The sequence below is a fragment of the Streptomyces tanashiensis genome, from assembly GCF_014648895.1.
GTDB lineage: Bacteria > Actinomycetota > Actinomycetes > Streptomycetales > Streptomycetaceae > Streptomyces > Streptomyces tanashiensis.
The window spans coordinates 52298-71047 of the sequence record NZ_BMRZ01000005.1; the positions used below are offsets into that span (position 1 = coordinate 52298).

Below are 18750 nucleotides of genomic sequence, written 5' to 3' on the forward strand. Positions count from 1 at the left end.
CATGGCTGTTCAGAAGCTTCCCCTGGCGAAGGCGCTCAACGAGTCGCTGCGCAAGGCCCTGGAGACCGACCCCAAGGTCGTCATCATGGGCCTGGACGTCGGCAAGCTCGGTGGTGTCTTCCGGATCACCGACGGTCTGCAGAAGGACTTCGGCGAGGACCGGGTCGTCGACACCCCGCTCGCCGAGTCCGGCATCGTCGGCACCGCGATCGGTCTCGCCCTGCGCGGCTACCGGCCGGTCGTGGAGATCCAGTTCGACGGCTTCGTCTTCCCGGCGTACGACCAGATCGTCACCCAGCTGGCGAAGATGCGGGCCCGTTCGCTCGGCACGGTGAAGATGCCGGTCGTCATCCGCATCCCGTACGGCGGCGGCATCGGCGCCGTCGAGCACCACTCCGAGTCCCCCGAGTCGCTCTTCGCGCACGTCGCGGGCCTCAAGGTCGTCACCCCGGCGAACTCCTCGGACGCCTACTGGATGCTCCAGCAGGCGATCCAGAGCGACGACCCGGTCATCTTCTTCGAGCCCAAGCGCCGCTACTGGGACAAGGGCGAGGTCGACACCGAGGCCATCCCCGGCGAGCTGCACAAGGCCCGCGTCGCCCGCGAGGGCACGGACCTCACCCTCGTCGCGTACGGCCCGATGGTGAAGACCTGCCTGGAGGTGGCCGCGGCCGCCGCCGAGGAGGGCAAGTCGATCGAGGTCGTGGACCTGCGCTCGATCTCCCCGCTCGACTTCGACACCATCCAGGCCTCGGTCGAGAAGACCCGCCGCCTGGTGGTCGTCCACGAGGCGCCGGTGTTCTTCGGCTCCGGCGCCGAGATCGCCGCCCGGATCACCGAGCGCTGCTTCTACCACCTGGAGGCCCCCGTCCTGCGGGTCGGCGGCTACCACGCGCCGTACCCGCCGGCGCGCCTGGAGGAGGAGTACCTGCCGGGCCTGGACCGCGTGCTCGACGCCGTCGACCGCTCGCTGGCGTACTGAGGAGAGCACCGTGACGATCCGCGAATTCAAGATGCCCGACGTGGGCGAAGGCCTGACCGAGGCCGAGATCCTCAAGTGGTACGTCCAGCCCGGTGACACGGTCGAGGACGGACAGATCGTGTGCGAGGTCGAGACGGCCAAGGCCGCGGTCGAGCTGCCGATCCCGTTCGACGGCACGGTCCACGAGCTGCTGTTCCCCGAGGGCACGACGGTCGACGTCGGCCAGGTCATCATCTCGGTGAACGTGGGCGGCGGCGCCGCTCCCGAGGCGCCGGCGGCCCCCGCCGCCGTCGCGGCCCCGGAGCCGGTCGCCGCGCCGGCGCCGGCCGCCGAGCCCGAGCCGGAGGGCCGCCAGCCGGTCCTGGTCGGCTACGGCGTGGCCGCGAGCTCCACCAAGCGCCGCGCGCGCAAGGCGGCGCCGACGGCCGTCGCCCCGGCCGCCCCGGCGGTCGTGCCCGAGCAGCTGAACGGCCACGCGCCGGCCGGCCCCCGGCCGCTGGCCAAGCCGCCGGTCCGGAAGCTCGCCAAGGACCTCGGCGTCGACCTGGCGTCGGTCACCCCGACCGGCCCGGACGGCATCATCACCCGCGAGGACGTCCACCGCGCGGCGGCCCCGGCGCCCGCTCCGGTCGTCGAGGCCCCGGCGCCCGTGGCGGCTCCGGCCCCGGTCGCGGCGCCCGCCGTGGCGACGGCCGTGGCGTCCGACGCCCGGGAGACCCGTGTGCCCATCAAGGGCGTACGGAAGGCCACGGCGGCGGCGATGGTCGGTTCGGCCTTCACCGCGCCGCACGTCACCGAGTTCGTGACCTTCGACATCACGCGCACGATGAAGCTGGTCGAGGAGCTCAAGGCCGACAAGGACATGGCGGGCCTGCGGGTCAACCCGCTGCTCCTCATCGCCAAGGCGGTCCTGGTCGCGGTCAAGCGCAACCCGGAGATCAACGCGGCCTGGGACGAGGCGGCGCAGGAGATCGTCCTCAAGCACTACGTGAACCTGGGCATCGCCGCGGCCACCCCGCGCGGTCTGATCGTGCCGAACATCAAGGACGCGCACGCCCAGACCCTGCCCGAGCTCTCGAAGTCCCTGAGCGAGCTCGTCGCCACCGCCCGCGAGGGGAAGACGACCCCGGCGGCGATGCAGGGCGGCACCTTCACCATCACCAACGTCGGCGTCTTCGGCGTCGACACCGGTACGCCCATCCTGAACCCCGGCGAGTCCGCGATCCTCGCGGTCGGTGCGATCAAGCTCCAGCCGTGGGTCCACAAGGGCAAGGTGAAGCCGCGCCAGGTCACCACGCTGGCCCTCTCCTTCGACCACCGCCTGGTCGACGGCGAGCTCGGCTCCAAGTTCCTGGCGGACATCGCCGCGATCCTGGAGCAGCCGAAGAGGCTCATCACCTGGGCGTAGCGGGCGGGTTCGTCCGTTTCACGTGAAACATCCGGCGGTGGCTCATGCCACCGCCGGATGTCTACGTTGGGGGACATGGAGCTGCTTCTCGAACCCCCGCACGGCGCCGGGCCCGTACGTCTCGGCATGACCCTCGACCAGGCGGTGGCGGCCGTCTCCCCCTGGGGCGAGCCCCGGGTGCGCACCCGGCCGAACCGCGTCCTGGTGACGGTCTCGGCCGCCTGCGACGGGGTCGGCGTCCAGGTGCTCCTGGAGGAGCGGGACACGGTCACGGCCGTGGAGCTGTGGTGGCCGGGCGAAGGGCGGCAGAGCTCGACGCGGGTCCTCCTGGGTCAGGTGGATGTGTTCCGTACCCCCGCCGACGAGTTGCTGAAGGGGCTCCCGGCGCACGACGCCGACGGTGAGGACCCGTTCGTCCCGGGTCTCTCGCTCGGCTTCACCCGCCGCACCTCCCAGGAGGTCCCGCGCCGCCCCGACGGCCTTCCGCTCGGCTTCACCTCCGTGCTCGTCGGCGGCGCGGACTACTACGACCACCGCCTCCGGTAGGCGGTCCAGGATGCGGACGTGACTGCCTGTTGCACCTCTGTTGTATCTATTCTGTGCGCATGCCATCAGCGCCAGCCGGTCCCGCCCCCCAGCCCACCAAGCAGCCACCCGCCGCCGATCGCGTCTACATGCACGTCAAGCAGGCCGTGCTCGACCGGCGCTACGAGGGAGGGACCCTCCTCACCGAGGGCGAACTCGCCCAGGCCGTGGGAGTGTCCAGGACCCCCGTCCGCGAGGCGCTGCTCAAGCTGGAGATGGAAGGGCTGCTGAAGCTCTACCCGAAGAAGGGCGCCCTCGTCCTCGCCGTCTCCGCGCAGGAGATCGCCGACGTCGTCGAGACCCGGCTGCTCGTCGAGGAGTTCGCCGTCCGCCGGGCCGTGCCCGCGCCCGCCCCGCTGATCGCCCGCCTGGAAGAGCTCCTGGAGGAGCAGAAGCGGCGCGCCGAGGCCGGGGACCTCGCCGAGGTCGCCGTCACCGACCGCTGCTTCCACGCCGAGATCGTCAAGCACGCCGGCAACCAGATCCTCTCCCGCCTCTACGACCAGCTCCGCGACCGCCAGCTGCGCATGGGCGTCGCCGTGATGCAGTCCCAGCCCGACCGCGTCGCCAAGAACATCACCGAGCACGCCGAGATCCTCGACCGCATCAAGGCCGGCGACGTCGAGGGCGCCGCCCACTGCGTCCGCCAGCACCTCAGCTGGGTCAAGGTCCTGGTCCGGGGTGAGGACCGGTGAACAGCTCCTACGGATCGGCCGTCACCCTCCCCGGAGATCCGCCCGGCGGCCGCCGCGCCGCCCTCGTCTGGGGCGTCGGCGTCGCCGTCTACTTCGTCGCCGTCATCTTCCGCACGTCCCTGGGCGTCGCCGGGCTCGACGCCGCCGACCGCTTCGACGTCAACGCCTCCGCCCTCTCCACCTTCTCCATCCTCCAGCTGCTCGTCTACGCCGGCATGCAGATACCCGTCGGCCTCATGGTCGACCGGCTCGGCACCAAGAAGGTCCTGGCCCTCGGCGTCGTGCTCTTCACCGTCGGCCAGCTGGGCTTCGCGCTCTCCCCCTCGTACGGCACGGCCCTCGCCTCCCGCGCCCTCCTCGGCTGCGGCGACGCCATGACCTTCATCAGCGTCCTGCGGCTCGGCAGCCGCTGGTTCCCCGCCCGGCGCGGTCCGCTCATCGGCCAGGTCGCCGCCCTCTTCGGCATGGCCGGGAACCTGGTCTCCACCGTCTTCATCGCCCGCGCCCTGCACGGCCTCGGCTGGACGACCACCTTCGTCGGCAGCTCCCTCGCGGGCGTCGTCGTCCTCGTCCTGCTGCTGCTCCTCCTCAAGGACCACCCCGAGGGGTACGAGCCGGAGCCGGCCACGCACGCGGGTGCCGCCTTCGTCCGCCGCCAGATCGCCCAGTCCTGGCGCGAGCCCGGCACCCGGCTCGGCATGTGGGTGCACTTCACCACCCAGTTCCCGGCCATGGTGTTCCTGCTGCTCTGGGGCATGCCGTACCTCGTCGAGGCACAGGGCCTGTCCCGGTCCACCGCCGGGACGCTGCTCACCCTCGTCGTGCTGTCCAACATGGTCGTCGGCCTCGCGTACGGGCAGATCATCGCCCGCCACCACGCGGCCCGCGCCCCGCTCGCCCTCGGTACGGTCGCGGCCACCGCCCTGCTGTGGGCGACCACCCTCGCCTACCCCGGCGACCACGCGCCGATGTGGCTGCTCGTCACCCTCTGCCTGGTCCTCGGCGCCTGCGGACCGGCCTCGATGATCGGCTTCGACTTCGCCCGCCCGGCCAACCCGCCGGAGCGTCAGGGCACCGCCTCGGGCATCGTCAACATGGGCGGTTTCGTCGCCTCGATGACGACACTGCTCGCCGTCGGCGTGCTCCTCGACGCGACCGGCGACAACTACCGGATCGCGTTCTCCTCGGTCTTCGTCCTGGAGGCCCTCGGCATCGTGCAGATCCTGCGCCTCAAGGCCCGCACCCACCGCAGGGAACGGGAACGGCTCGTCGCCAGCCGCGTCGAGGCCGTGCACGTACCCGTCTGAGGGATCAGCGGGGCGTCACCGCGATGTTGTCCAGGATCGCCGCGGCCAGCCCGGCGTCGCCCTCGGTCTTGACCCGGTCGGCCACCTCGGCCGGCCGGACCCGGCCGCAGGCCAGGCGCACGAACGTCTCCCAGTCCGTCGCCAGCGTCACCGCGGGGCCGAGCGACGGCGCGCCGTCGATCGAACCGCGGCCCTCCGCGTCGACCCGTACCGTCCGCAGGAACTCCACCGGACCGGTCACGTCGAGCACCACCGCCGACGACGCGGGCGCCCCGGCGTCCTTCGCGACCACGTCCGGCAGCGCCTCCAGGAGCACGTCCCGGGCCACCAGCGCACCGGCCGAATCCAGGTTGCCCGGCACACCGAGCGCCGCCCGCAGGTCCTGCTCGTGCACCCACACGTCGAAGGCACGGTCCCGGTAGGCCAGTTCCAGGGTCTGCTCGGCGCCGAGGGGAGCGCGGATCAGATGCTCGGGGGAGCGGTTCTCGTTGCGCAGCTGACGGGCCCGCCGGATCAGGATGTACTCCAGCTCCGAGGTCATCTCCGGGGCGGTGTGGTGCCGCCGCACATCGACCTGGACCTCCATGTAGCGGGCGAAGTCACTGCGTACGTGGTACAGGTCGCGCGGCAGGGAGTGGATCGGCCGGGGGTCGCCGAGCATCTCCGTCTCCATGCCGATCACATGGGACACGATGTCCCGCACCGACCAGCCGATGCACGGTGTCGGCCGGTTCCACTCGCCCTCCACGAGCGGCTGCACCAGCTCGGCTATCGCCTCGATGGAGTGGGTCCAGGCGTCGGCGTAGTTCTGGAGGCTGGGATGGACGGTCACGGGACCCCTCGGCGGTTCTTCGGTGCGCGGGCTGAAAACACGACTGGGTGGGAGGCTCGGACGCTAAGTTACGCTGCCCGAAGGCACCCCGGCAGTGCTTTCGTGTGACGATCGTAGGCCGGTGTTGACGGCTCGAATGCCAGGACGGTGGTAGTGTGCGCGCCTCGCTGATCCAGATCGCGGTAGACCCGGACGAACCGGTCGACGCCCGTCGCGCCCGCGCGGCGCGTCTCGTACGGGAGGAATCCGGCCACGCCGACCTCGTCGTCCTGCCGGAACTGTGGACCGTCGGCGCCTTCGCGTCCGACCTCTTCGCCGCCGAGTCCGAGCCGCTGAACGGCCCCACCCACCGGGCGATGGCCGCCGCCGCCCGCGACGCCGGGGTCTGGCTGCACGCCGGCTCCTTCGTCGAGGCGGAGGCCGGCGCCCTCTACAACACCTCGCTCGTCCTCTCCCCCGACGGCGAACTCGCCGCCTCCTACCGGAAGATCCACCGCTTCGGCTTCGACAAGGGCGAAGCCGTGATGATGGCCGCCGGCGAGGACCTCGTCACCGTCGACCTGCCGCACCTCACGGTCGGCGTCGGCACCTGCTACGACCTGCGCTTCCCCGAACTCTTCCGCGGCCTCGTCGACGCGGGCGCCCAGGCCTTCGTCGTCCCGGCCGGCTGGCCCGCCCTCCGCCGCGCCCACTGGACCCTCCTGGCCCGCGCCCGCGCCGTCGAGAACCAGGCGTACGTCCTCGCCTGCGGCACCGCCGGCACCCACGCGGGCGTGGAGCAGGCCGGACACTCGATCGTCGTCGACCCCTGGGGCGAGACCCTCGCGGAGGCCGGCCCGGACGAGGAGATCCTGCGGGTCGTCCTCGACCCGGCGAAGGTCCGGACGACCCGGGAGCAGTTCCCGGCGCTGAAGGACCGGGTCCTCGGCATCGCACCACCGCGCACCCGGCGCGCCTGAGCTTTCACCGGGCGCGCCTGACCCCCGTCGAGTGCGCCCGCGCTTTCGCCGGGCGCGCCTGACCCCCGTCGAGTGCGCCCGCGCTTTCGCCGGGCGCGCCTGACCCCCGTCGGGTGGGCCCGCGCTTTCGCCGGGTGCGCCTGACCTCCGCTGGGTGCGCCCGCGCTTTCACCGGGCGCGCCTGACCCCCACCGGGCCCGTCCGAGCTCTGGCAAGGTGCGCCCGGCTCCCACCTGGCGCGCCCGAGCCCCCCACCCGGCGCGCCCGAGCCCCCTCCCGAGAGGCCCGCATCCTCGTGAACGACCGTGACAAGGCGGCGGTCGCCGCCTTCGCCGCGCTCTTCGGCCCGCCGCCCGAGGCACCCGCCGCACCCGCACCGCCCGTCGACTGGGACGCGGTCGAGGAGTGGCTCGGCCTGCGCCTGCCCGCCGACTACAAGGCGATCGCCGACGTGTACGGCCCGCTCGACATCGGCGAACGGCTCTGGCTGCACACCCCGTTCGCCGGCACCGCGCGCCTGTTCTCCTACGGCGGCTTCGTCGAGGAGGGCCGCCGCGACGCCCCCGGCGTCCTCCCCTTCGGCGCCACCCGCATGTCCGACACCCTCTACTGGGACACCACCGCCTCCGACGACCCGGACCAGTGGCCCGTCGTCGTCCACGTGCGGAACCTCGCGAACGCGGGCAAGGACCCCTGGCTCCGCCCCGGCACCACCCTCCTGCCCACCCTCACCGGCTTCGTCGCCGACGGCCTGCGCCCGGACCTCGCCCGCAGCGGCCTCGCCGGCGGCGACCTGTCAGCCTGGACCCCGCCGCCCCGGCGCCCCGAACCCACCCCCGCACAGCGGGCGGCCCTCGCCGGCGACGGCACCGGCCTCGACACCCTCACCGCCCTGCTGCCCCCGCCCCCCACCCCCCGCCTCGGCGAACAGAGCTGGGAGTGGCTGTACGCACGCCTCGGCACCCGCCTCCCCACCGAGTACGTCCGCCTGATGGAGACGTACGGCGCCGGGGAGTGGTGCCAGTGGCTGCGCTTCAGCTTCCCGCTGGGCACGGGGAAGTACGACCTCGCGCCCTGGGCGGAGTGGTACGGCGAGACCTACCGCGGCCACCGGGACAACTTCCCCGAGTTCCATCCGCTGGCCGCGTGGCCCGAGCAGGACGGGCTGTTCGCCTTCGCCGACTCCATCGACGGCGACCAGCTGTGCTGGCTCACCGAGGGCGACACCCCCGACGACTGGCCGCTGATCGTCGTCCCGCGCCACGCCCGCCAGGGCCCGCCGCTCTCCGGCACCCTCACCGGGACCCTCCTCGCCTGGCTGCGCGGCGAACTCCGCACCGAGGGCCTCCCCAGCCTCGTACACCCCCACGAGGACCCGCTGGACGTCATCGATTTCGAGCCGTACGGAGAGGACGGAGACGAGGGAGAGGAGACCGACTAGCCGGGCCGAGGTCAGTACTGGGACTCGGTCCAGAAGTGGGTCACGCGGGAGAGCCCGGCCCTCACCGCGCCGGCCCGCGTCAGCGCCGAGCGGTCCACACCCGCGAAGATCAGGGCGAGGGACAGGTCCCCGCCCTCGGCGCGCCCGTCGACGTGCACGGAGAGCCGGCGGCCCTTGCCCCGCCCGCTCTCGCGGACGGTGATCCTGACGCCGGGGTCCTCGTCGTCCGCCGCGCGGCTCAGGACGTGGCCGCGCTTGTCCAGGGCCGCGAGCCGGTAGTGGTCGCCCGCGTACCGCATCTCCAGGGCACGCTGCTCCAGGGTGGCGCCGAAACGGTTCCGCGTCACGTACACGATCCGGTCGCCGACCCGCAGCGTGGACCGGTTCAGGCCGGGCAGCCTCATCCCCTCGACGTGCATCCCGCGCGCCTCGAACGAGGCGGTCGGCAGCCGCCCGCCGCGCACCTCCGAGACGAGCGACTCGGGAGAGGTACGGGGGAGGGGACAGGTCAGCGTGATCTCGCCGAACTCCGGCGAGACCCCCTTCCAACCCGCCCGGTGGTCGTGCCGGTTCCCCTCCTTCCACGCCCGGAGGTCGAACGGCGTGACGTGCGTGTGCATGGGGATGTGACTCCTGCTCGGTCGAAGGGATCGGCTCCGTGCGCTGATGCCCGGAGGCCGGACGCTGATGCCCGGATGTCAGACGGTGATGCCCCGGAGGGACGACCGCCCCGGCGCCGCGGCCCGCGCCGGCCCCGGGGCGTACTCCTCCCAGGCGCACGCCAGTCTCCGTACCGCCTCCGTCAGCACCTCCGGCGACGCCAGGAAGTGCAGCCGCAGACGGCGGAGGCTGCCGCCGAGCGCGTCCGTCGTGGCGCCTGGGAGGACGGCCACCCCATGGCGGAGGGCGAGCTGCGCGAAGGAGACGCCGTCGCCGTGGGGGAGCCGCACCCAGAGGGTCTGGCCGCCGGCCGTCGGCGCGCAGGACCAGGAGGGCAGCAGCCGGGCCAGCTCGGCCCGCAGATGGTCGTGGCCCGCACGGGCCGCCCGCCGCCGGGCCTCCAGCACCGGCCCGTACCCGTCGAGCAGACGGACCGCCGCCAGCTGGGACGGCACGTCGCTGCCCAGGTCCTGCAAGGCCTTCAGCCGGGCGAGGCGCGCGATCAGCGGCGCAGGCCCGCGCACCCAGCCGACCCGCAGCCCGCCCCACACCACCTTGCTCAGCGAACCGACCCCGATGACCTCGCCGTACGAGGAGAGCGACGGCCCGCCGGCGTCCGTGTCCGCGTCCGCGTCTGCGTCCGCGTCGAAGGACAGGTCGGCGAGGACCTCGTCGTCCACGAGCGGCACGCCCAGCGCGTTCGCCGCCTCGACGAGCCGCCGGCCCGCGAGCGGCGGGAGGACCGTCCCCGTCGGGTTCTGGAACCGGCTGATCACATAGGCCAGGGCCGGGCGGTGACGTTCCATCACCCGCACCGCCTCCGGCACGTCCACCCCGTCCGGCCCCACGGCCACCGGCAGCGGCACGGCCGCCGCCTCCCGGAACAGATCCAGCGCCCCCGGATACGTCGGTGCCTCCACGAGCACCCCGTCGCCCGGCGCGAGCAGCAGCCGGACCAGCAGCGAAAGGGCCTGCTGGGCACCGGTGGTGACCAGGATCTGCTCCGGCCCGGTCGGCACGCCCCGCGCCGCGTACCGGGCCGCGACCGCCGCCCGCAGCGCCCCGATCCCCGCCGGGTGGTATCCGAGGTCCCCGTCCGGCAGCACGAGCGAGCGGTACGCCTCCGCCAGCTCGGCCGGCGGCCGTTCCGGGGCGGCGCAGCTCAGCAGGATCACGTCGTCCGGCGCCTCCAGGAGATGCAGGAAGAGCGGATTCGACGTCTCCTTCACCCGCGGGGTGTCCAGCGTCAGCGCGGCCGCGGCCACCCGGGTCCCGCTGCCCTGGCGCCGCACCAGCGCGCCTTCCCGCCTGAGCGTCTCGTACGCGGCGACCACCGTCGTACGGCCCACGGAGAGGGCCACCGCGAGCCGCCGGTCCGGAGGCAGGAGCGCGCCCGGCGGCAGCGCACCCTCGTCGATCAGCCGGCGCAGCCGGGCGGCGAGCAGCAGGTACAGCGGCCCGCGCCCGGCGGACCAGCGGCCGAGCCGGGCGACGAGGTCGTCCGGGCCGGGCAGGGATCCGGCGGGGGCAGGCAGGGGCCCGGTGGGGGCGGGCAGGGATCCGTCCGGGGCAGGCAGGGACCCGGCGGGGAGGGGCAGGGACCCGGCGGGGAGGGGCAGGGGCCCGTCTGGGTCAGGCAGGGACCCGGTGGGGCCGGGCAGGGATCCGTCCGGGAGGGGCAGGGGCACGTCCGGGAGGGGCGGGGACCCGGCCGGGACGGGGAGAGGCGTGTCGATTGGCTCCATCGCCGAACCAATCTGCCGGGATTGGACCTGTGAAGGCAACCGGCGCCGCACGAAACTGAGTTCATGACCGACTCCCCGCGCCCCGAGACCCTCGCCGTTCACCCGCCCCGCGTCGAGGTCACCGGCAGCAGGCCCCTCGGCGTCCCCCTCCACCAGGGACACGTCTTCGCCTTCGACTCGGCCGACGCCCTCGCCGAGGGCTTCACCTCGCCGGACGCCTTCCTCTACGCCCGCCTCGGCAACCCCACCGTCCGCACCCTGGAGGACGCCGTCGCCCGCCTGGAGGGCGGGACCGCCGGGCTCTCCTTCGCCTCCGGCATGGGCGCCATCAACGCCGTCCTCCTCGGCCTGCTCGGCAGCGGCGGCCACGTCATCGCCCAGACCTGCCTGTACGGCGGCACGTACGCCGTCCTCAGCGACCTCGCCGCCCGCTGGGGCGTCGACGTCACCTACGTCTCCGGCACCGACCCGGAGGAGGTGCGGGCGGCCCTGCGCCCCGAGACCCGTCTCCTCTACCTGGAGACCATCGCCAACCCCACCACCCGCGTCGCCGACCTCCCGGGCCTCGCCGCCGTCGCCGCCGAGGCCGGGGTCCCCGTCGCCGTCGACAACACCTTCGCGTCCCCGCTGCTCTGCCGCCCCCTCGACCACGGCGCCGACATCGTCGTCCACTCCGCCACCAAGTACCTCGCGGGGCACGCGGACGTCCTCGGCGGCATCGCCGTCTTCAAGGACACCGAGCTGTACGGGAAGGTCCGCCGCCACGCGGTCGAACAGGGCGCGTCCACCGACCCGTTCGCCGCCTGGCTCACCCTGCGCGGCATGCAGACCCTGTCCCTGCGCATCGAGCGCCAGTCCGCGAGCGCCGCCGAGCTCGCCGCCCGCCTCGAAGCGCACCCGGCGGTCGAGGCCGTCCGCCACCCGGCCCTCGCGAGCCACCCGGACCGGGCGATCGCCGCGCGCCTGCTGCCCGGGGGCGGCGGCGGGGTCGTCTCGGTCGACCTCGCGGGCGGCCGGGAGGCGGGCCGCACCTTCGTCGAGGCGGTACGGCTCGCCTCCCTCAGCGTCTCCCTCGGCGACGTGAAGACCCTGGTGATGCACCCGGCGTCCACCTCCCACCACCAGCTCGACGCGGCCGCGCTCGCGGCGGCCGGCATCGGCGCCGGCACGGTCCGGCTCTCGGTCGGCATCGAGCACGTGGAGGACCTGTGGACGGACCTGGAGCAGGCGCTGACGAAGACCGGCTGAGGTCAGTCCTCCCGCTCCCGCTCCGCCATCCGGATGACGCACACGGCGACGGCGATCTGCAGCGCCGCGTCCGCGTCCTCACGGACCACGTTCACCGCGTACGTCTCCCGGACGTGGAACCACTGCCGGGAGATGTGGGCCAGGAGCTCGCCCTCGTACTCGACGGTGAACTCCCGGTCCAGGATCCGGCCGCTGACATCCAGCCCGGTGCCGTCGACGAGCGTCACCCGGTAGTGGTTGCGGAGCAGGGAGAGCCGCTTGCGCCGGACGGTCGCGAGCGGCCGCTCGTCCCGCTCGATCGTCATGGCGTCCCGGAGGCTGAACATCTTCTGCCGCAGCGTGACGAGGACCTGCCCGTCGGGGTCCTTCAGCTCCAGGGTGTCGCGCAGCCGCAGGGCCTTCCCGTCGACGAGAAAGGCATGCCGCCCCCGCTCGTCCTCGATCCAGTAGTCGTCGCCGATCGCGAAGATCTTGTCCCGTACGAGATATTTCACGCGCCTATGTCTGCCCGGCGCCGGGGGTTTCTCACCCGAAGCGGCGGGTGAACGCGGGGAGCGGTTCGTTCCCGGGCGGCGCGTTCGGATCCACTGGGCGCGACCGGCCGTGGCCGGCGGATGGCAAGCTTGAACCATGAACGATGCCGCCCCGGCGCCCACCCCCGCGCCCGCGCCCCGACGTGCCCGTGTCCGTGCCCCCGAGCTGATCGGCAAGGGCGGCTGGCTGAACACGGGCGGAGAAGAACTGACCCTCGCCGACCTGCGAGGAAAGATCGTTCTGCTCGATTTCTGGACATTCTGCTGTGTGAACTGCCTGCACGTCCTCGACGAGCTTCGGGATCTGGAGGAGAAGCACCGCGACACGCTCGTGATCGTCGGGGTGCACTCGCCGAAGTTCGTGCACGAGGCCGAGCATCAGGCCGTCGTCGATGCCGTCGAGCGGTACGAGGTGCATCACCCCGTGCTCGACGACCCGGAGCTCGCGACCTGGAAGCAGTACGCCGTGCGGGCGTGGCCGACGCTCGTCGTGATCGACCCCGAGGGGTACGTCGTCGCCCAGCACGCCGGTGAGGGGCACGCCAACGCCATCCGGACGCTCGTCGAGGAGCTGGAGGCCGAGCACGAGTCCAAGGGGACGCTGCGGCGCGGGGACGGGCCGTACGTGGCGCCCGAGCCCGTCGCGACCGACCTGCGCTTCCCCGGGAAGGCCGTCATGCTCGCCGGCGGGAACTTCCTCGTCTCCGACACCACCCGGCACCAGCTCGTCGAGCTGGCCGAGGACGGCGAGACCGTCGTGCGGCGGATCGGGGAGGGAGTGTTCCGGGAGCCTCAGGGGCTCGCGCTCCTGCCGGACGGCAAGGTCGTCGTCGCCGACACCGTGAACCACGCCCTGCGCACCTACGACCCGGAGACCGGTGCGATCGAGCTCGTCGCCGGCACCGGCAAGCAGTGGTGGCAGGGGTCCCCGACCTCCGGGCCGGCCCTCGACGTCGACCTTTCCTCGCCGTGGGACGTCGCCTGGTGGCAGGGCAAGGTGTGGATCGCCATGGCCGGTGTCCACCAGCTGTGGACGTACGACCCCGAGAGCGGGACCGTCGAGGTCGCCGCCGGTACGACGAACGAGGGCCTCGTCGACGGGCCCGCCGCCGAGGCCTGGTTCGCGCAGCCCTCCGGGCTCGCCGCCACCGAGGACCGGCTGTGGATCGCCGACTCCGAGACCAGCGCGGTCCGCTGGATCGACACCGACGGCGTCGTCCACACCGCCGTCGGCACCGGGCTCTTCGACTTCGGTCACCGCGACGGCGCCGCCGAGCAGGCCCTCCTCCAGCACCCGCTGGGTGTGACAGCCCTGCCCGACGGCTCGGTCGCCGTCTCCGACACGTACAACCACGCCCTGCGCCGCTACGACCCCGCGACCGGTGAGGTCACCACCCTGGCCACGGATCTGCGCGAGCCCAGCGACGCGGTCCTCGTCGGCGGCGACATCGTGGTCGTCGAGTCCGCCCGGCACCGGCTGACCCGGCTGCGGCTGCCCGAGGAGGCCGTCCAGGTGGAGTCCGCCGCCTACCGGACGCAGCGCGAGGCCACCGACATCGCCCCCGGCCGGCTCCGGCTCGACGTCGTCTTCCAGGCGCCGACCGGGCAGAAGCTGGACGAGCGGTACGGTCCCTCGACCCGCCTCCTGGTCTCCTCGACCCCGCCGGAGCTGCTGGCGGGCGGCGAGGGGACGGGCACCGATCTCTTCCGGGAGCTCGAACTGAACCCGGACGTGACCGAGGGCGTGCTGCACGTGTCCGCGATGGCCGCGTCCTGCGACGACGACCCCGCGAACGAGTACCCGGCCTGCCACGTCCACCAGCAGGACTGGGGCGTCCCGGTGAAGGTCACGGAGACGGGAGCGACCCGCCTGCCGCTGATCCTCGCGGGCATGGACGGCTAGGTCCTAGCGGACGATCCCCTGGTTCCTGGACGGGCGCCCCGCGGCCCCGTCCAGGCAGCCCTCCACCCAGGCCGCCGGGTCGTGCACGGCCCGGTCGCCGCCCATCCCCCGCCGTTCCATCAGCGCGCACTCCCCGGCGAGCAGCGCCTTCGTGCGCGAGCCGTCGACGTCGTAGCCGCGGATGCGGGAGGCCTGGGTGAAGCCGCCCTCGTAGGCGATGTCCGTGCCCCACGGGGGCCGTTCGTCGTACCGGCCTATCAGGACGCCCGCCGCCGCCGTGGCGAGCACGGCGGCGGTGGTGACTGCGGCGGTGAACTTCCCCCGCGAGGGGCCCTCATGACGGTGCATGAGGGCGACGCTGTCAGGCGGGGGCTTTCGCGGATGTTTCGCCGGGGAGGTCAGCCCTCCAGGAAGGCGACCAGCGCGTTGGCGAGGAGGTACGGGTCGTCCGCGCCGCAGAGTTCGCGGGCGCTGTGCATCGAGAGGATCGCGACGCCGATGTCGACGGTCGAGATGCCGTGCCGGGCGGCGGTGATCGGGCCGATCGTGGTGCCGCAGGGCATGTCGTTGCTGGAGACGAAGGACTGCCAGGGCACCCCCGCCTTCTCGCAGGCGGCGGCGAAGACCGCGCGGCCGCTGCCGTCGGTGGCGTACCGCTGGTTGACGTTCACCTTGAGGATCGGGCCGCCGTTGACGCGCGGGTGGTGCGTCGGGTCGTGGCGCTCCGCGTAGTTGGGGTGGACGGCGTGGCCGGTGTCGGAGGAGAGGCAGACGGTGCCGGCGAAGGCGCGGGCCCGGTCCTCGTAGGAGCCGCCGCGGGCGTAGACCGAGCGCTCCAGGACGTTGCCGAGGAGGGGGCCCTGGGCGCCGGTGTCGGCCTCGGAGCCGTTCTCCTCGTGGTCGAAGGCGGCGAGGACGGGGATGTACGGGAGGTCGTCGCGGCCCGCGAGGGAGGCGAGCGCGGCGGTGGCGGCGTGGACGGAGAGCAGGTTGTCCATGCGGGGTCCGGCGAGGAGTTCGCGGTCGCGGCCGAGGTAGGCGGGGGCGTCGACGGCGTGGACCATGAGGTCCCAGCCGGTGACGTCCTCGGCGTCGACGCCGGCCTCGGCGGCGACGAACTCGATGAGGTCGCCCTCGTGGACCTGGCCGATGCCCCAGATGGGCTGCATGTGGCGCTGGCGGTCGAGCTTGAGGCCGTCGTTGACCTGGCGGTCGAGGTGGATGGCGAGCTGCGGGACGCGCAGCAGCGGCCGGTCGACGTTGACGAGGTGGTGGCTGCCGTCGCGGAGGGTGAGGCGGCCGGCGAGGCCGAGGTCGCGGTCGAGCCAGGTGTTGAGGAGGGTTCCGCCGTAGATCTCGACGGCGACCTGGCGCCAGCCCTGGGCGCCCATGTCGGGCTGCGGCTTGACGCGCAGGTTGGGGGAGTCGGTGTGGGCGCCGACGATGCGGTACGGGGTGTGGGCGGCGGCGCCCTCCGGCACGTACCAGGCGATGATCGCGCCGCCGCGGATCACGTATTTCCCGCCGCTCGTCCCGTCCCAGGCCGCGGTCTCCTCGACGCGGCGGAAGCCGACCTTCTCCAGCCGGTCGGCGGCGCTCGCCACCGCGTGGTACGGCGAGGGCGAGGCCGTCAGGAAGGCCATCAGGTCGTCGGTGTGGCCGCGGTCGAAGGGGCCGGCGGTGGGACGGGAAGCTGCGCTGCTCATGGGTTCACCTTACGCAGGGACCGGAATACGAATACGGGACCCCGGAGAATGGGAACCGGGAGCTTCGGGGTGCCCCGGGGGAACGGAACGCGGGCGGTCCCGGGCAGCAGAACGGCCCGCCCCCCTCCCCGGGGACGGGCCGTGCTCTCAGGACGAAGCGCGTCTTAGAACGCGGCCTCGTCCAGGTCCATGAGCGAGCCGTCGACGGTGTCGGCGAGCGCGCGCTCGGCGGAGACGCCGGGCAGGATGTTGGCGGCGAAGAACTTCGCGGCCGCGATCTTGCCCTGGTAGAAGGCGACGTCCTTGCCCGTGGCGCCGGCGGCCAGCTTCTCGGCGGCGACGGCCGCGCCCTTGAGGAGCAGGTAGCCGACGACGACGTCGCCGGAGGCGAGCAGCAGGCGGGTGGTGTTGAGGCCGACCTTGTAGATGTTCTTGACGTCCTCGCCGGTGGCGGTGAGGTCGGTGATCATCTTGCCGACGATGCCCTCCAGGTCGACGGCGGCCTTGGCGAGCGCGTCGCGGGCGCCGGCCAGCTCCTCGCCGCCGGTGCCGACCGCGAGGAACTTCTTGATCTCCTCGGACAGCGCGTTCAGGGAGGCGCCCTGGTCGCGGACGATCTTGCGGAAGAAGAAGTCCTGGCCCTGGATGGCCGTGGTGCCCTCGTAGAGGGTGTCGATCTTGGCGTCCCGGATGTACTGCTCGATCGGGTACTCCTGGAGGAAGCCGGAGCCTCCGAAGGTCTGGAGCGACTGCGCGAGCTGCTCGTAGCCCTTCTCGGAGCCGTAGCCCTTGACGATCGGGAGGAGCAGGTCGTTCAGGCCGTGGAGCGCCTTGGCGTCCTCGCCGGCCGCTTCCTTGACCGCGATCGCGTCCTGCACGGAGGCCGTGTAGAGGACGAGGGAGCGCATGCCCTCGGCGTACGCCTTCTGCGTCATCAGCGAGCGGCGGACGTCGGGGTGGTGCGTGATGGTGACCTTGGGCGCGGCCTTGTCCATGAAGTTGGCCAGGTCGGTGCCCTGGACGCGCTCCTTGGCGTACTCCAGGGCGTTGAGGTAGCCCGTGGAGAGGGTGGAGATCGCCTTCGTGCCGACCATCATGCGGGCGAACTCGATGATGAGGAACATCTGGCGGATGCCGTCGTGCTTGTCGCCGATCAGCCAGCCCTTGGCGGGGTGCTGGTCGCCGAAGGTCATCTCGCACGTGTTGGAGGCCTTGAGGCCCATCTTGTGCTCGACGTTGGTGGCGTAGACGCCGTTGCGCGCGCCCAGCTCGCCGGTCTCCCAGTCGAACTCGAACTTCGGGACGAGGAAGAGGGAGAGGCCCTTGGTGCCGGGGCCGGCGCCCTCGGGGCGGGCGAGGACGTAGTGGAGGATGTTCTCCTCCATGTCGTGCTCACCGGAGGTGATGAAGCGCTTGACGCCCTCGATGTGCCAGGAGCCGTCCTCCTGCTGGATGGCCTTGGTGCGGCCGGCGCCGACGTCCGAGCCCGCGTCGGGCTCGGTGAGGACCATGGTGGAGCCCCAGCGCTTCTCGACGGCGATCTGCGCGACCTTCTTCTGCGCCTCGTTGCCCTCGTTGTAGAGGATGCCGGCGAAGGCCGGGCCGGAGGAGTACATCCAGATGGCCGGGTTCGAGCCGAGGAGGAGCTCCGCGTAGGCCCAGATGAGGGAGCGCGGGGAGACGGTGCCGCCGATCTCCTCGGGGATGCCCAGGCGCCAGTACTCGGACTCCATGAAGGCGTTGTACGACTTCTTGAAGGTGGCGGGGACCGGGGCGGTGTTGGTCTCCGGGTCGAAGACCGGCGGGTTGCGGTCGGCGTCGGCGAAGGACTCCGCGAGCTCGTTCTCGGCGAGACGGCGGATCTCGTCGAGGATGCTCTTGGCGGTCTCGACGTCCATCTCCTCGAACGGACCGGTGCCGTAGACCTTGTCGCGGCCGAGGACCTCGAAGAGGTTGAACTCGATGTCGCGGAGATTCGACTTGTAGTGGCCCATGGCGACGGCTCCGTAAGGCTCGGGGAGGCAGGTTCCTCGTACACGTACCAGCGAGTAGCAACACGCTCTCTACGATGATGCTACCCACCGGTAATAAGAGCAACCCCTTTCGGGTCATCTGTGACGCAGTAGGCTCATGGCCCATGTACGGCTACGAGCAGAACCCGGGTGCCCAGCAGCAGTACGCGCCGCCTCCGCAGGGGCAGTACGCGCCGCCGCAGGCCGGCATGCAGGCCGGTATGCAGGGCGGCGGATACGCCCAGCAGCAGCCGCCGCTGTACCCGGAGCCCTCGCCGCCCTCCCTCGCGGACGCCGTGCGCGCCTTCACGACCGGCACCCTGGCCGCCGAGGACTTCCAGCAGATCTTCGCGACCTCCAAGGTCTACTGCCCGCGGGGCGACAACCCCGGTTTCCTGGCCCTGCACAACACCCAGCAGCCGGTGATCCCGATGTTCACCTCGCTCAAGGAGCTGCGGCGGTACGCGGGCAAGGAGTCGAAGTACTTCGTGATCACCGGTGCCGAGGTGATCGACCTGCTGCCCACCGGCTACGGCTTCGTCCTCGACATGGAGGGTGACCACCGCATGGTCTTCGACGCGAAGGCCGTGGAGCAGATGGTCGACTTCGCGATGCGGCGGATGTACGGCTGACGGAGGCTGGACACAAGGGAGAGCGCCCGGGAGGAATTCCTCCCGGGCGTTCCGCGTTCTGGGTGGCAGAAAGTTCAGTGTTCAACTAAAGTGGACGTACAA

Annotated in this window: 17 protein-coding genes; 10 read left to right on the top strand and 7 right to left on the bottom strand. The window is 72.4% G+C overall.

Annotated elements, in window-relative coordinates; genetic code table 11:
* Window position 1 precedes the first annotated feature (1 nt).
* The 5 genes from IE237_RS18060 (at window position 2) to IE237_RS18080 (ending at window position 4977) form a co-directional block, all read left to right on the top strand.
* The gene (locus tag IE237_RS18060; protein ID WP_030692395.1) at window positions 2-982 is read left to right on the top strand and encodes an alpha-ketoacid dehydrogenase subunit beta; all 981 of its coding nucleotides are present in this window, start codon (window positions 2-4) and stop codon (window positions 980-982) included.
* 10 nt (window positions 983-992) lie between these two features.
* Window positions 993-2390, top strand: a complete 1398-nt coding sequence (locus IE237_RS18065) for a dihydrolipoamide acetyltransferase family protein (RefSeq protein ID WP_229842745.1) — start codon at window positions 993-995, stop codon at window positions 2388-2390.
* Between the two features lie 75 nt (window positions 2391-2465).
* Window positions 2466-2936, top strand: a complete 471-nt coding sequence (locus IE237_RS18070) for a hypothetical protein (protein WP_189803037.1) — start codon at window positions 2466-2468, stop codon at window positions 2934-2936.
* Window positions 2937-2995: 59 nt separating this feature from the next.
* Complete coding sequence (locus tag IE237_RS18075) at window positions 2996-3670, top strand: GntR family transcriptional regulator (RefSeq protein WP_189803038.1); 675 nt, start codon at window positions 2996-2998, stop codon at window positions 3668-3670.
* Entirely contained in the window at window positions 3667-4977 is a 1311-nt protein-coding gene (locus IE237_RS18080) for an MFS transporter (RefSeq protein WP_189803039.1), read from the top strand. The genes IE237_RS18075 and IE237_RS18080 overlap by 4 nt, the downstream gene beginning before the upstream one ends.
* A 4-nt stretch (window positions 4978-4981) precedes the next feature.
* Here IE237_RS18080 and IE237_RS18085 read toward each other — a convergent pair whose 3' ends face one another.
* The gene (locus IE237_RS18085; RefSeq protein WP_189803040.1) at window positions 4982-5809 is read right to left on the bottom strand and encodes a maleylpyruvate isomerase family mycothiol-dependent enzyme; all 828 of its coding nucleotides are present in this window, start codon (window positions 5807-5809) and stop codon (window positions 4982-4984) included.
* A gap of 155 nt (window positions 5810-5964) precedes the next feature.
* Here IE237_RS18085 and IE237_RS18090 point away from each other — a divergent pair, with 155 nt between their 5' ends.
* On the top strand, window positions 5965-6768 hold the full coding sequence (locus IE237_RS18090; protein ID WP_189803041.1) for a carbon-nitrogen family hydrolase: 804 nt from the start codon (window positions 5965-5967) through the stop codon (window positions 6766-6768).
* Between the two features lie 295 nt (window positions 6769-7063).
* Window positions 7064-8209, top strand: coding sequence for an SMI1/KNR4 family protein (locus IE237_RS18095; RefSeq protein ID WP_189803042.1), 1146 nt, complete (start codon window positions 7064-7066; stop codon window positions 8207-8209).
* A gap of 11 nt (window positions 8210-8220) precedes the next feature.
* Here the strand turns inward: IE237_RS18095 and IE237_RS18100 are convergent, their stop codons facing one another.
* Together IE237_RS18100 and IE237_RS18105 are read right to left on the bottom strand one after the other, a co-directional pair.
* Window positions 8221-8829: a hypothetical protein gene (locus IE237_RS18100; RefSeq protein ID WP_189803043.1), complete on the bottom strand. Its 609-nt coding sequence runs from the start codon at window positions 8827-8829 to the stop codon at window positions 8221-8223.
* A 78-nt stretch (window positions 8830-8907) separates the two neighbouring features.
* Entirely contained in the window at window positions 8908-10557 is a 1650-nt protein-coding gene (locus IE237_RS18105; RefSeq protein ID WP_229842746.1) for an aminotransferase-like domain-containing protein, read from the bottom strand.
* A 120-nt stretch (window positions 10558-10677) separates the two neighbouring features.
* Between IE237_RS18105 and IE237_RS18110 the strand changes: the two genes are divergently transcribed.
* Window positions 10678-11862, top strand: a complete 1185-nt coding sequence (locus IE237_RS18110) for a trans-sulfuration enzyme family protein (protein WP_189803044.1) — start codon at window positions 10678-10680, stop codon at window positions 11860-11862.
* A 2-nt stretch (window positions 11863-11864) separates the two neighbouring features.
* Here IE237_RS18110 and IE237_RS18115 read toward each other — a convergent pair whose 3' ends face one another.
* A complete protein-coding gene (locus IE237_RS18115; protein ID WP_189803045.1) occupies window positions 11865-12356 on the bottom strand; it encodes an LURP-one-related/scramblase family protein in 492 nt (163 codons plus the stop codon).
* Between the two features lie 136 nt (window positions 12357-12492).
* On the opposite strand from IE237_RS18115, the gene IE237_RS18120 reads away from it, so the two are divergent.
* On the top strand, window positions 12493-14298 hold the full coding sequence (locus IE237_RS18120) for an NHL domain-containing thioredoxin family protein (RefSeq protein ID WP_189803046.1): 1806 nt from the start codon (window positions 12493-12495) through the stop codon (window positions 14296-14298).
* A gap of 3 nt (window positions 14299-14301) precedes the next feature.
* Here IE237_RS18120 and IE237_RS18125 read toward each other — a convergent pair whose 3' ends face one another.
* From IE237_RS18125 to IE237_RS18135, 3 genes are all read right to left on the bottom strand, one after another.
* A complete protein-coding gene (locus tag IE237_RS18125) occupies window positions 14302-14646 on the bottom strand; it encodes a hypothetical protein (protein ID WP_189803047.1) in 345 nt (114 codons plus the stop codon).
* 50 nt (window positions 14647-14696) lie between these two features.
* Window positions 14697-16004 (bottom strand): M18 family aminopeptidase, encoded by a 1308-nt coding sequence (locus tag IE237_RS18130; RefSeq protein WP_189803048.1) that lies wholly within the window; start codon window positions 16002-16004, stop codon window positions 14697-14699.
* 164 nt (window positions 16005-16168) lie between these two features.
* Window positions 16169-17998 (bottom strand): acyl-CoA dehydrogenase, encoded by a 1830-nt coding sequence (locus IE237_RS18135; RefSeq protein ID WP_189803049.1) that lies wholly within the window; start codon window positions 17996-17998, stop codon window positions 16169-16171.
* A 143-nt stretch (window positions 17999-18141) separates the two neighbouring features.
* Between IE237_RS18135 and IE237_RS18140 the strand changes: the two genes are divergently transcribed.
* Window positions 18142-18648 (top strand): SseB family protein, encoded by a 507-nt coding sequence (locus tag IE237_RS18140; protein WP_189803050.1) that lies wholly within the window; start codon window positions 18142-18144, stop codon window positions 18646-18648.
* Window positions 18649-18750: the final 102 nt, after the last annotated feature.